This window comes from Dictyobacter vulcani (genome assembly GCF_008974265.1).
In the GTDB taxonomy this organism is placed as follows: domain Bacteria; phylum Chloroflexota; class Ktedonobacteria; order Ktedonobacterales; family Ktedonobacteraceae; genus Dictyobacter; species Dictyobacter vulcani.
Genome location: NZ_BKZW01000001.1, coordinates 3,791,712 through 3,804,978, shown reverse-complemented (window position 1 = coordinate 3,804,978; position 13,267 = coordinate 3,791,712). Strand labels below are relative to the sequence as shown.

The 13,267-nt window shown below is 49.0% G+C and carries 14 protein-coding genes; 9 read left to right on the top strand and 5 right to left on the bottom strand.

Annotated elements, in window-relative coordinates; translation table 11 throughout:
• Positions 1–151: 151 nt before the first annotated feature.
• Together KDW_RS16205 and KDW_RS16200 are read left to right on the top strand one after the other, a co-directional pair.
• Positions 152–379: a hypothetical protein gene (locus KDW_RS16205; protein WP_151756914.1), complete on the top strand. Its 228-nt coding sequence runs from the start codon at positions 152–154 to the stop codon at positions 377–379.
• 316 nt (positions 380–695) lie between these two features.
• Positions 696–989 carry a hypothetical protein gene (locus KDW_RS16200; protein WP_151756913.1) on the top strand — a complete coding sequence of 98 codons (294 nt, stop codon included), beginning with the start codon at positions 696–698 and terminating at the stop codon, positions 987–989.
• A gap of 49 nt (positions 990–1,038) precedes the next feature.
• Here KDW_RS16200 and KDW_RS33890 read toward each other — a convergent pair whose 3' ends face one another.
• Positions 1,039–1,899, bottom strand: a complete 861-nt coding sequence (locus tag KDW_RS33890; RefSeq protein ID WP_198925287.1) for a zinc-binding dehydrogenase — start codon at positions 1,897–1,899, stop codon at positions 1,039–1,041.
• Positions 1,791–2,174, bottom strand: coding sequence for an alcohol dehydrogenase catalytic domain-containing protein (locus KDW_RS32840; RefSeq protein ID WP_198925286.1), 384 nt, complete (start codon positions 2,172–2,174; stop codon positions 1,791–1,793). The genes KDW_RS33890 and KDW_RS32840 overlap by 109 nt, the downstream gene beginning before the upstream one ends.
• Before the next feature lie 254 nt (positions 2,175–2,428).
• Between KDW_RS32840 and KDW_RS16190 the strand changes: the two genes are divergently transcribed.
• The 6 genes from KDW_RS16190 to KDW_RS32835 all read left to right on the top strand — a co-directional run bounded on the left by KDW_RS16190 (position 2,429) and on the right by KDW_RS32835 (position 8,257).
• Complete coding sequence (locus tag KDW_RS16190) at positions 2,429–3,595, top strand: acyl-CoA dehydrogenase family protein (protein ID WP_151756912.1); 1,167 nt, start codon at positions 2,429–2,431, stop codon at positions 3,593–3,595.
• Positions 3,595–5,727: an acetate--CoA ligase family protein gene (locus KDW_RS16185; protein WP_151756911.1), complete on the top strand. Its 2,133-nt coding sequence runs from the start codon at positions 3,595–3,597 to the stop codon at positions 5,725–5,727. Before KDW_RS16190 ends, KDW_RS16185 begins: the two co-directional genes overlap by 1 nt.
• Positions 5,728–5,800: 73 nt before the next feature.
• On the top strand, positions 5,801–6,559 hold the full coding sequence (locus KDW_RS16180) for an SDR family NAD(P)-dependent oxidoreductase (protein ID WP_151756910.1): 759 nt from the start codon (positions 5,801–5,803) through the stop codon (positions 6,557–6,559).
• Positions 6,560–6,585: 26 nt separating this feature from the next.
• Entirely contained in the window at positions 6,586–7,038 is a 453-nt protein-coding gene (locus tag KDW_RS16175) for an FAS1-like dehydratase domain-containing protein (protein ID WP_151756909.1), read from the top strand.
• Positions 7,039–7,254: 216 nt separating this feature from the next.
• On the top strand, positions 7,255–7,821 hold the full coding sequence (locus KDW_RS16170) for a hypothetical protein (RefSeq protein ID WP_151756908.1): 567 nt from the start codon (positions 7,255–7,257) through the stop codon (positions 7,819–7,821).
• A gap of 223 nt (positions 7,822–8,044) precedes the next feature.
• A complete protein-coding gene (locus tag KDW_RS32835) occupies positions 8,045–8,257 on the top strand; it encodes an S-adenosylmethionine:tRNA ribosyltransferase-isomerase (RefSeq protein ID WP_198925285.1) in 213 nt (70 codons plus the stop codon).
• Positions 8,258–8,730: 473 nt separating this feature from the next.
• On the opposite strand, the gene KDW_RS16160 is transcribed toward KDW_RS32835, so the two are convergent.
• The 3 genes from KDW_RS16160 to KDW_RS16145 all read right to left on the bottom strand — a co-directional run bounded on the left by KDW_RS16160 (position 8,731) and on the right by KDW_RS16145 (position 12,684).
• Positions 8,731–10,662: a serine/threonine-protein kinase gene (locus tag KDW_RS16160; protein WP_151756907.1), complete on the bottom strand. Its 1,932-nt coding sequence runs from the start codon at positions 10,660–10,662 to the stop codon at positions 8,731–8,733.
• Between the two features lie 369 nt (positions 10,663–11,031).
• On the bottom strand, positions 11,032–12,219 hold the full coding sequence (locus KDW_RS31800) for a hypothetical protein (RefSeq protein ID WP_162005284.1): 1,188 nt from the start codon (positions 12,217–12,219) through the stop codon (positions 11,032–11,034).
• A 33-nt stretch (positions 12,220–12,252) separates the two neighbouring features.
• Positions 12,253–12,684, bottom strand: coding sequence for a nitroreductase family deazaflavin-dependent oxidoreductase (locus tag KDW_RS16145; RefSeq protein ID WP_151756905.1), 432 nt, complete (start codon positions 12,682–12,684; stop codon positions 12,253–12,255).
• Positions 12,685–13,038: 354 nt separating this feature from the next.
• Here KDW_RS16145 and KDW_RS16140 point away from each other — a divergent pair, with 354 nt between their 5' ends.
• Positions 13,039–13,257: a zinc ribbon domain-containing protein gene (locus KDW_RS16140; protein ID WP_151756904.1), complete on the top strand. Its 219-nt coding sequence runs from the start codon at positions 13,039–13,041 to the stop codon at positions 13,255–13,257.
• Positions 13,258–13,267: the final 10 nt, after the last annotated feature.

Below are 13,267 nucleotides of genomic sequence, written 5' to 3'. Positions count from 1 at the left end.
CTTTTTCTGCTCCTTTTTGTGCTGAGACTACCTTATCGAATTTTAGATTTCCTGTCAATTACCCTGCGGAATGTGGGATAAGATATGAGAAACAATAACAATAATGCTCTGTCGCATTCTAGCCTACAAAGATTGTGGTGAGGACAGAAAAATGTTCAAAAAAAAAGTGAAAGCAAATCTGGGTAAATTTGTTCAGGCAAAGACGAAAGATGGCGAGATAAAGGGCGTATTGGTTCCGTTCCGCGGCAAACAAATGGTTGAAAACCGCTCTGGGATCTATGATATCAATGAAATCACTGATGTGACGCCCACCAACACACTGGGAAAAGATACACTCTCCTACTTACGGGCAGTCCGTCGTAGACATGATATATCCTGATAGCTAACCTCTATAATAACTGGAAATGATGGCGATAGAGGAGATAACAAGGGCGTTAGCACCATCGCCATTTTCAGCTTTTACAACCTCAACCGTACATCCGGACATAATCACAAAATAGAGATAGCAATAGCCTTTTCTGATCTTGTACTTCCAGCATTTTCTACCAGAAAATTTTTATATTTTCTTAATTGAAACACTGCAAAATACCTGTATACATATATACATGCTCATGCTATAATCAGCATACTTCAGGCTTTAATAGAAAGATAACAGGATACGTATCAGGGGATGATTGAAGGGATGGTAAAGCTTTATGCTGAAAGAAAGTACAGAAGCACAGATCACATTAATGCCGCTTCCATTTGCAGTGCATAAACGTGGCTCCTGGCTAAAAAAACAGAGCGGGACGCTGGCGGGTATAGCTAAACAGCTCCATATCTCACTCTATTCAACACAATCTCACACATGTGAGCCTGCTATCAGACGCTACTCCCGGCCAACCCTGGGTCTCAAACATATGCCATTCGAGACACAGGGCTGGCTAAACAATGTGATCGACTCAACCCACTACCACAGCGGAGATGCACTGCTCCCTGTTAAAGAATAGGTCGGCTGATACAGAACGCGATGCGTGTGCAGTGACCCGCTAAAATATACTATACGAAGCGAAGCAGTTGGCGAATGGCACTACCCTGCGCAAGCCGATCAAAACCTGTATTAATATCGGCCAGGGTAATTGATGGACTAAGCAGTTCGTCCAGCGGTAATTTCCCGGACATATAGAGATGCGTTAGCCGCGAGATATCCCGGCGTGGAATAGCTGATCCCATGAAGGATCCCTGGATGGTTTTCTCTTGCAGCACCAGGGCGGCCGCATGAGTGGAGAGAAATTTATCAGTCGGGGGAATACCGATGGCGATGGTTTTGCCGCCGGGTCGGGTGGCCTTGAAGGCTTGTGCCAGGACATTGGTGTTGCCGACGACATCAAAGGCGTATTCGACCCCGCCATTGGTGAGTTCGCGAATCATCTTTACGGGATCACCCTCGCCCGCAGCGATAGTGTGATCAGCACCCAGGCGTCTGGCCAGCTCAAATTTGGAAGGCAACATATCAATGGCGATAATTGGTGAGGCTCCCACCAGTTTAGCCCCCATAATCGTACTGAGACCGACGCCTCCCAGCCCAAAAATAGCTACTGGCTCTCCGGGCGCTACCCTGGCCGTGTTCATGATGGCTCCCACACCCGTGATCAAGGCACAACCAAAGAGGGCGGCTTTATCCAGTGGAAGAGCGCGGTCAACCACGACCAACGATTCCTGCGCCACTACGGTAAACCGTGCGAAGCTGGAGGTGCCGGTAAAATAAGCGATATCGCGACCGTTTTGAGTATGAAAACGCCGCGCACCGCTCAACAGTGTGCCACGTCCATTGGCGCTATTGCCAGGTTTACACAATACCGGACGACCAATGGCGCAGTATTGACAGTGTCCACACATGGGCACAAATGAAAAGACCACGTGATCATCCACCTGTATATCTTGTACCCCGGACCCGTTTCTCTCACGATACCACTGGCTTCGTGTCCCAGGATCATTGGATCCGGGAGTTGCGGATACATCGAGCCATTAATCACAGAGAGATCGGAGTGGCAAAGTCCAGCACTGACAACTTCGACCAGCACTTCCCCTGGTCCCGGTGGATCAAGCTCGACTTCTTCAATCACTAAAGGTTTCGAGTGGGCATAAGGAGTAGGCTGGCCCGGGGTATATAGTACAGCGGCTTCAACGCGCATAATATTCCTCCCTGGAACGATAGCAGGTACCACGATGTCAAATCAGATGCAGGTTGAGAAGATCACGGATGGAGAAAAATGTATTCTCGTTATACATTCAGTGTATTTTCTGAAATCTTGAAAGTCAAGCCATCCAGCAAGCAGGGAGTGTTCTATTGAATATTCAAATAAAATATGCTACGCTTGTGCACAAGGCAATTCTGACGGTCACAGCAACGACGACGTCTTAGTCCATAGCGCAAAGGAGCCAGAACATGGATTTTAGCCTGACGTACGAACAAAAAATGGTCCAGCAGACGGTTCGCGATTTTGTCAAAAAAGAATTGATGCCTCTGGAAAGCGATGTCTTACGCAACGAACGCGAAGGACGACCCGGTATCAAGGCTGGAAAGATTCGTGAGATACAGGCCCGGGCGAAAGAGCTGGGTTTCTGGGGCATCAACACACCCGAAGAATACGGCGGAGCGAACCTTGGTCCTTTGATGACGGCTGTAATCAGCATGGAACTGGCCCGCACGTTTGTCCCCTTTGCCTTCGGCGGCACTGCCGATAATATCCTCTACTACTGCAATGAAGAGCAAAAACAACGCTATCTGCTTCCAACCATCAATGGGGAACGGCGTTCCTGTTTTGCGCTCACCGAGCCTGGAGCTGGCTCGGATGCGGCCAATATCCAGATGCGTGCCATCAAAGATGGCGACCACTGGATCCTTAATGGCGAGAAGGTGTTTATCACCAATGGTAATGAGGCTGACTTTGCGATGGTCTTTGCCGTGACGGATGTCGAGAAAGGCGCCCGTGGCGGTGTAACCTGTTTCCTGGTAGACCGTGACATGGGCTGGCACTCCGACTATATCCATACCATGGGCGAATGGGGTCCCGCTTCACTCTATTTTGAGAATGTACGTGTTCCGGAGAAAAATATTTTAGGCCAGTTGCATGGTGGCTTTGACCTTGGCATGCAATGGATCGGGGCTGGACGCTGGGCCATCGCCTGCCGGGCAGTCGGGGTAGCAGAGCGAGCACTCCAAATGGCCATCGAGTATTCACAGACGCGTGTTACTTTTGGCAAACCGATCTCCGAGCGACAAGCCATCCAATGGATGATTGCCGATTCACACGTCGAGATCGAAGCGACGCGCTGGCTGGCTCTGCATGCGGCCTGGCTGGCGGAGCAGAAACAGGATAATCGCCATGCGTCGTCGATCGCCAAACTACATGGCTCCAATATGGTCAACCACGTCGTCGATCGCGTCTTGCAGATTCATGGCGGCATGGGATACACCAAAGAGCTTCCAGTTGAGCGCTGGTATCGTGAAGTGCGTCTCTGGAGAATCTTTGAAGGCACCGATGAGATCCAGCGCTTTATCATCTCGCGCAACTTACTGCGTGGCCATGTCAAACTCGGGGAGTCACTGTAATGGAGGCGGTCACAGGTGAGCAACTGCAACGCTTATTTCGTCCACGCAGCATCGCGCTCATCGGCGCTACCGATAACTCGCGCTGGTCGATCTACACCTTTGACAATCTCAACACCTTCGGCTTTACGGGCCCAATCTACCTGGTCAATCCCAATCGTGAGATAATTCATGGTCAACGCGCCTACAAATCCCTGCATGAGCTGCCAGAGGTAGTAGACCTGGCCTTTGTGATGGTCTCAACCCGGCATGTCCTCTCGATCGTACAGGAAGCGGCCGCGCTGGGCACCGCACGTTTTGTGCTCCTCACATCCGGCTTCAGCGAGTCCGGACCAGAAGGTGCCAGCCTGGAGCAGGAGCTCCTTAGTTTCGCCAGGACCCATGAGCTGACTATTCTGGGTCCTAATGGTAACGGCTTTATTAATATTACCGATCAGATCACCCCCTACGGACTCCCGATCGCTCCACCGCTCAAGGCGGGTCCCGTTGGCGTGGTGTTGCAGAGTGGAGCCCTCGCCAGCGCCGTACTCTCCTTTGCTCAGGCACATGCCATCGGACTCAGTCTGCTGGTAGCGTTAGGCAATGAAAGTATGATCTCAGTCACCGATGTGGTGGATTATTTGCTGGAGGATGAGACAACGCACGCCATCGCGCTCTTTCTGGAGTGCGTGCGCCAACCTTCTGAATTGCGGCGTGTGGCCGCCAGGGCCCGGCAGCTGGGTAAAACGATTGTAGTGCTAAAAATTGGCAGTAGTGACGCCAGTTCACGCAGCGCCCGGGCCCATACCGGTGCACTGGTCGGAGATAATGTCATCAATGATGTGGCCTTTCGTGAACTGGGTATGATCCGCGTTTCGTCACTGGAAGATCTCCTGACGACAGCTGGCCTGGCTGGCTATACACGTCCACTGCCTGGAAGACGTATGGGCGTGGTCACACCTTCTGGCGGAGCCTGCGATATCATCTCAGATCTGGCGCAGGAAGTAGGACTTGAGATTCCGGATTTTGCGCCACAAACCGTGGAACGGCTGCAGACAATCTTGCCAGCCTTCTCTACCAGCCACAATCCCCTGGATGTGACAGGATATGTCGTGGTGGACCCGACCCTGCAACAACGTGCCCTTGAGATCGTAGCCACCGATCCCAATATTGATTTTATCTTATATCTGACAACCGTTGAGGGTAGCCGTGAACCCACGCCAGAAACACTGGCCATCCTGCTCCCACAATATGATAATCTCAGCCAGATTATTAGTGCTGCCACCTGCCCGATTCTCCTGACCACCAATACCTGCATCGATCTCCCAACTGGCATGCGCATGGTCGTAGAACGCACAGGCATGCATTTTATGGCTGGCCTGGACCATGGCGTCCGTGCATTGGGCAAGTTTGCCTGGTGGTCGGATCAAAAGGATATAGTATCCGTCCCGGCACCGGTAGAAGAATCCCGCTCCATCCATCCAGACTACATACCTGCAGCAGGCTCATGGTCAGAGATGCAAGCGCGCCATATCTTACAACAGGCCGGAATTCCAGTCGTACCAGGCCAGCTGGCAACCTCAGCAGATGAAGCGGTACAGGCTGCGCGCGAGTTTGGCTTGCCAGTGGTGCTCAAGATACAGTCTGCCGACATTCTCCATAAAAGCGATGTTGGTGGCGTACGTCTGAATGTCGCAAGCGAACAGGAAATACGTCAGGAGTTCGCTGCGATCTTACAACGTGTCCAGCAACGGCAACCGGACGCAATCATAGAAGGTATCCTTGTCACTCCAATGCGCCTGGCAGGCAACGAACTACTGGTTAGTGTGGTGTGCGATCCACTCTGGGGACCAATCCTCACCCTTGGCCTTGGCGGCATCTGGACCGAAGTGTTCAAAGATACTGCTGTATGCATGTTACCGGTAACCCGTGAGCAGATTCCCGACATGCTGTGTGAACTGCGCAGCGCACCACTACTGCAAGGGGCACGCGGACAACCGCGCGTGGATATGCAGGCTCTGTGCGAAGTGATTTATCGTATCAGCAGGCTGGCACTATCCTTCATGCCACATTTGAGTGTCCTGGAGATCAATCCACTGCTCGTACATGCCACCCGCATTGAAGTGCTCGATGTCTTGATCACCTGGCAAGAATAACTGACTGGATGGAAGAGAAGCTAATAGCTTAGAACAATAAATCGTCGTGTTTTTATTTTAGGAGGAACATACTATGGGAAAACTAGATGGCCGCGTGGCTTTTGTCACCGGTGCTGGTCAAGGAATTGGGGCCGCAACCGCTCTGCGCCTGGCAGAAGAGGGAGCCCGTATCGTGCTGGCAGATATTAATACTGATGGCTGTGCACAGGTTATCAGTGAAATAGAGCAGACAGGCTCACAGGCATTCGCGATCTCTTGCAATGTCACGGATAAAACGCAGGTCGAGGCTGCGATCCAACAGACGGTTGAGCGCTTCGGTCAACTAGATATCCTGGTCAATAACGCGGGTGTGACCCGGGATAATTTGCTGTTCAAGATGTCTGATGATGATTGGGAAACGGTGATCAATGTACATCTGCGCGGAGCGTTTCTGTGCAGTCGCGCCGCTCAGGCTCAAATGGTCAAGCAAAAATATGGACGCATCATCTCACTCTCATCAACCTCCGCCCTCGGCAATCGCGGTCAGAGTAACTATGCCACGGCCAAAGCTGGACTGCAAGGCCTGACAAAAACCCTGGCCATCGAACTGGGACCCTTTGGCATTACGGCCAACGCTGTCGCCCCGGGCTTTATTGATACCGAGATGACCCGCGCCACCGCACGCCGCATGGGCTTTGATCCCGAGGAGCGTATTGAGGCCGCATCCAAAACCATTCCGGTCCGGCGCGTAGGACAGCCACGTGACGTAGCCAACGTCATCAATTTCCTGGCCTCAGAAGAATCCGGCTATGTCAGTGGCCAGATCATTTATGTCGCCGGCGGCCCACGCTAAGGTCCAGAGTAGGAGCACTCTATATTATGTTCGACACAAGCAAGATCGGCTACACATTCGCTCCCTTCACCTATGAAGTACAGCGAAACAAGATTCATGAGCTGACCAGCGCGATTGGAGATCCCAATCCGGTCTACCAGAGTCGCGAGAACGCGCAGGCCGCTGGCTTTTCCGACGTGCCTATTTCGCCGACCACACCTACCATGTTCAGCTTCTGGGGTAACCGGCAAAGAATCAGTAGCATGGCAGAACTCGGCATCAATGTCGCCCGTATCCTGCACGGTGAAGAAGAATATGAGTATCTGGCCCCCATCTATCCCAATGACATACTCACAGGCACCACCACGTTAGTAGATGGCAAGACGCGCCAGGGAAGCGGTGGCTATAGCATGGATATCCTTACCATGGAAACCCGCTATCTGAATCAGCACCAGCAACCAGTGCTGAATACCAGAACCATTATCGTGGTGCGCGAATAACGACGCACAATTTCACATGGAATAGATACCAGTGTCCATACAAAATGGTATTTATTCCATGTGACTAATTCACTCCTTCTTCAATTGTTCTTACGTGCCATTTTCCCATAAGTCTTTTCTCTCTCTTATAATAATTCCCATTCTTTTACATATAAAAACATGATAAATTACGGTACAATAAAAACAGTAATTATCTATATAGAGAGGAATAATGTTATGTCATGGCACTTTTCATCTTTAAACCGTGTAACAAGCGCCACAACTGCAGCCTACCTGGCATCTGTACTCTTTGCAATTCATTTAGTTACTTATCTGATACCCGTGCTAAGAGACGCCACAGGTCTCACGGCTCCGTTAATTGCTGAACCATTAACGATACTGGCAGTAGCCGAACATCTCTGTATTTTTCTAATCATCCCCGCCCTGCCTGCTCCAGATTGGGCGCGTATCGCTGGCTATGGCTGGCTGGTCGTTGATATCGCCTCCGATATCATGCAACTCAATGGAACGCCCCGGGAAAACTATCTGCCCTTGCGTTATGGAGGCCATATCTCTGCCGCCCTGTGGATCCTGCTGGTCTCCTTAAACACCACTGGCGCCCTGCGTATCATCGGTATCTTGCTGGCCCTGGATCTGGCCATCTACTCATTTATCGCCTTTATCCCATTGTCCTTTTTACTACTGTTGCCATCACTGATCTTACTCCCGCTCTGGCTGGCCCTGTCCGGACGTTTCCTTGCTCGAAAAAAGACCGGTGACGCCATCGCAAAAAAACACCAGTGATGCAACAACTAATGCAGGGGCCATTTAAGGGAACGGCATCCTCACATAAACCGATTAGCTAAAGTAGGGTTGCGCTCGGTGCTCCAGGTAATGATCAAGTTATTATTTTCCTTAATGTTTCCTATTAAATAGCATGTTGGCAAAGATCACAAAGCCAGCAAACATGATCAGCCCTAAGATCAGAAGATACTGAATATTCTGAGCTGCAGGGCTGGGTGACACGTTGGCAACGCCACACGAACCACAGGCCACCCATCTGGCCATGCTAGAAGCTCTCGCGACCCGTAGCCACCTGCAACTTACTTATCACCAGGCACTGGAACATGGCTACCTCTGGCATGAATTTTGGAGATCTCCACCTATTATTACCCTGGTAGAGCCACCAGAAGAGCTCTTTCTGCTGGTGAGAAAGGGCTCTTCTTATGTATCGCTATAACATGGCGTCACTAAGCCGCTCGTTTAACTTACATGTATACATTCCTGGACAGCATCCACAAAAGTAGGACTCATCCCATACTGACCTGCAATCCACCACTCATACCAGGCCTTGCCATCAACAGGTCAGGTGGAGCGAGATATCAGCGGAAGTATCCAGTTTCTGTAGCGAGTCAAACAGGGTTTGCGCATATATCTCAAACAGGATCACTCTGAAACCTTCAAGCATTCCGTCCATATATAATTCCCTACCCTCAACAAATGAGCCTGACATCTGATTAGTACATATAAACGTTTTGGTTTGCTACATTGCTATTCTTTTTTTGCTGTAAAATAAAGTGGTAAACGTTGAACAAACAAAAAAACGCGACAGGCTGACCAATTGCTTGTCGCGTTTTCAGAGCGTTAAAGTTATGTCTGGATCTTTAGTTGTTAGGGCTCCAGACATGAATGCTGTGATCATTACTACGGAAGCTATCCATTACCATTGGGAGACCATTTGACGGTGTTGACACTCTCGCTATGTCCACGATACATACAGATTGCTTTTCCTTTATTGGATTCCCAGACCTGTACCGATGTATCTGAACTGGCCGAAGCGATCGAAGAGCCATCTGGCGACCAGGAAATAGCATTAATCTGGTCTTTGTGCTGGTCATAATGCACAGGTGAGATACCGGTGATTGGATTCCAGATATCAACGCCAGCGCTGCTTCCACCATAAGCGAGTAAGCCCTTATTAGGAGCCCAGGCCAGCGCTTTAATGGCATTCACGGCTGTCCTTTGATAGACACGCGTTTGCTCGCGCTGGAACGCTTCGCGATTGTCTTTCATAGCAATACCGACAAACCACATCTGCATTGAGCCCTCAGTATTACCAGCCACGATATAGGTACCATCAGCCGACCAATCCAGTACCTGTAAGTGCTGGATCTTGCTTCTGTAATGTGCCACCAGTTTACTGGTTTTAGCATCCCAGATTTTTATATTGTCGCCTGCGATGTTGATCGAGACCAGAAACTGACCATCTGGCGACCAGGCAATGTTCTGAATGGGAGCATCTTCTAACCAGGAAGCAAGCTGCATACCAGATTTGGCATTCCAGATCTGAATATTACCTTCACTACTCGCTGAAGCAATGGTATGACGCATCTGCTGAGGTCCCCACGCCACGCGTTGAATTTTTCCGCGATGGCGCTGATAGGTTTGCACAGCTTTTTTAGCAGCCACATCCCAGATCGAGACCACACGTCCACTGCCTACTGTAACGATATAGTTGCCATCAGGTGACCAGTCCAGACTTGTAATCGGCTCTTTTAATATACAAAGCGGACTGACTGGCATAACCGTCTGATTTGTCTTGCTCTGTTGCACACCTGGCTGAGATGGCGATGAGTGCGATGGTGACGAATGCGACGACGACGAGTGCGACGACGACGAGTGCGACGACGACGCGTGTGACGGCGACGCGTGTGACGGCGACGAGTGCGATGGCGACGAGTTCGGCTGGAAAGCGGCTGTTCTCTGTCCTGGTACCGTTACTGGCCGCGCAGGAGCAGTCACATACGTCTTCTGAGCACTGGCTTTTTGATAGCTTGCCGCCTCCAACGCATTCGCAAAAGCAGTAATATCCGCAAAACGCTTCTGCGGATCTTTAGAGAGAGCCTTCAGGACTACGCGCTCGACCTCTTCTGATATATTTTCAACCTTTTCGCGTAATGAGGGCGGGTCCATCAATCGATGCTGCTCCACCAGTGTGGCAGGCTTACCTTGAAAAGGAGGCCAGCCACTCAGCCATTCATAGACGATAACTGCCAGAGCATATTGATCACTGGCCGGGCTCGACTGATTTTGAAATAATTCCGGAGCCATATAGGGGATATTATTCAGACCAAACTGCCTGGTAGAGGATGCAAAGTGATGCGCAATCGCAGGAATCCAGATATCCGCCAGGACAACATTGTTTTGTCCATCCAACAGGAGGTTCTCTGGTTTAACATTAAGGTGGGTCAACTTATTATCATGGAGATATTGAAGGGCCTGAGCAAGTTGCTTAATGTAGGTTACCACCAGCGAAAGAGGTACACGTTGTCCTTCTTTCAGCCGCTGGCGAAGCGCACCATTTGGCAACAATTCCATATAAGTTATTGGCACATTATATTGCACATCATATTGTAAAATATCCAGAAGATGAGTATGGCTCATTTTTGAGATCATCTGAAGTTCGCGTAGAAAAGTCTGCCGCTCAGCCTCTCCCAATTGTGTATGCCAGATCTTTACAGCCATTTGCCGCTGCGACTGTATGTGCCGGCCTTCATATACTTCAGTAGTACTACCGCGTCCAATCAAACGCTCTAAGCGGTAATCTCCTACCTGTTTACCAATAAGCACCAATTGATCAGCCATTCCGAGGGGCCTCCTGAAGTATATATAAATAAAGCTTTAGGATATCTATTTTAAGTAAATAGAAACATAACGTCAACTGTTTTCATGCTTGTATAGAAGATAGTACTTACCGTTTGTTTAGTAAATTTATCTTTTGCTTTGAGAAATACAATTACATTGAAAAACGTATCTACATTGATTTATACTCTATGAGGAACATAATAAAAGATCCACATACATTAAAATAGTCAAAACAACTGGACAACACCACGTCATGGATAAGTCCATTGTTTATTTATCAAAATCGCTAACAAGGAATAGTAGCCGCTCAACGCGATTCTTCTCCCCTGACAAGCAGACCTGAAAAAATAATGCGCATATCGCTATGAGCTAGGGTTTTGGGATAGTAAATTTATTTTTCTTCAAACGCTCAATGAGAGCAGGACGGCGCAAATGTGACTGTATCCACGTATTGAAACGCGTTTGAAATTCCTGTACCTCTTTATATTCATCAGCCACGTCACGCAGTTCAACCAGCAACGAAAGCGCCTGGTCATAACCAGTCGATGTCTGACGCATGGCTCCCTCATCAACGCGTTTCCACAGCTCATCCTGATGGAAATGTACATATTGCAAGCGATCCATCCTGCCTTGTCGCTCCCGTGCCTGCCGCTCCAATTCTTCTTTTGCCTCGATAGCCTCAACTTTCGTCAATAACTCCGTAAAAGGCACACGCGTCTCCCTGGATGTTTGTTCTGACTGCACATGTTGATTGGCATCACGTAATTCTCTCACCAGTAAGCGACTCAGACCCGGCTCATTGTTTGCCAGACGTACGAGATAATTATCGCAACGCTCACGAGGTAATCGTTGAACCCAATCCATAAAATCGTCCGCTGGTGCCAACCTGGCATCATCACTATAAAGAGCGGCTGCTCCAACGAGTGCTGATGGCACACGTAATAGAACCATTAACTCCTGTTGAGCTGCGGTGAGTTGGTTCAATCCTGGTGGCACGATCGGCCCAATATTTGCTTCATCGTCTTCATTGCCCTCCTCCTCTTCATCGTCCTCTTCCTCCGCTTCATACTCCTCCTCTTCATCTTCATAATCCCGCATCATATCCTGACTGGCTAACCAGGCAATATATAATGAGCGCAAATCACCTTCCAACAATTCATTACGAATAGCAATGAACGATCCCAGTTCATATTCATGCCATTCATCCTCGGCCTCATATTGGCCAAAGTCAAAGTGGAGAATATCATACTCCTGTTGTTTACTGAAGGTGACAAACGCATCGCAATCAAAGTCATTCAGCAGATCAGCGGGTAACGCGCCATGCGGAAAGCGAAATGCCAGTTGTGGTGATCCCCAGTTCGCCCAATACAAAAAAGCATCAAAATATTTACGCATCACCACAATAGGATCATGTTTAAAATCGCCCCAATGATATTCAATCACGGCATGGCTGGCAGAGGCATCAATATGACTGGACAGCTTATTGACCTCTTTAAGTTGCTGTCCAGTTAAAGGCCGATCAACCGCCATAAATTCATAATACTGATATTCACTCATATATGTTTTATGGTTCCTTTCAGAAAGAAACTATTATGGCTTTTCCGGTTGCAGCACCACAACTGGAATCTTGCGCTCGGTATGTTTTTGGTAGGTATCATAACCAGAATACATAGCAGTCATGAGCGACCAGAGACGCCTGTATTCATCCTCGTCCGTCACTGTAGTGGCCAGTGTGGGAATAGTACGCCCGCGATCCTCTACGATCACTCTGGGATTGGACTGCAGATTGCGGTACCAATCAGGATGTTGAGGAGCACCACCATAGGAAGCAATCACAACATAGTTGCCATTGTCCCGGATCGCATACAGTGACCGGGTACGCGACCGCCCGCTTTTGCGCCCGATGGTAGTGATCAGGATGGTACGATTGCCCATAAACCGACCTTTTGTCAGACGGTAGAGAGCAATATGCAACTGGACAATGCGTTTCCAGATGGCTTCAACGAAGGGATTAAGTTTCATAGATAAATACACCTCCTGATGCTCTTAAGTCGACCTGATTCAACCTTGACTGCCTGCTTGATTTGCTGGTCAGATCTTTTATATTGCTCAATATATCATAGCTATGATGTTTGTGAAATGCGAGACAAAAACAAAAGGATAAAGAATTGCAACGCATTGCCACCCCGAGGATATCGCCCATATAATCTGCTTAACTCTGGAACAAGAAACCATGACGGGACAAATCATTACGGTAGATAGCGAACAAAACATTATAACGTCAGAAAGTTATGCTTTCCTGTAGAAAGGTATCGCTGGCTAACCTTTATATCGTATTATAACTACAAATAGCTATTTAAAAAGGAGAAAAGAACATTGAACGAAACACAGCCACAACCTTCTCTCAGGCCATGTCCTGAATGTGGGGGTGAGCGTATTCAGGTAAAAGTCGTGCGTCCGGGTATAGTGGTATTTACACTACCAAAAATTAAAAAATTTATCAGTTTTCCAGAAAGCACCGTATTGATCCCTGTCGTTTGTAAGAATTGTGGATATGCCGCATTCTACGCTGCAGACCCATCAAAACTTGATTGACAACAATCTC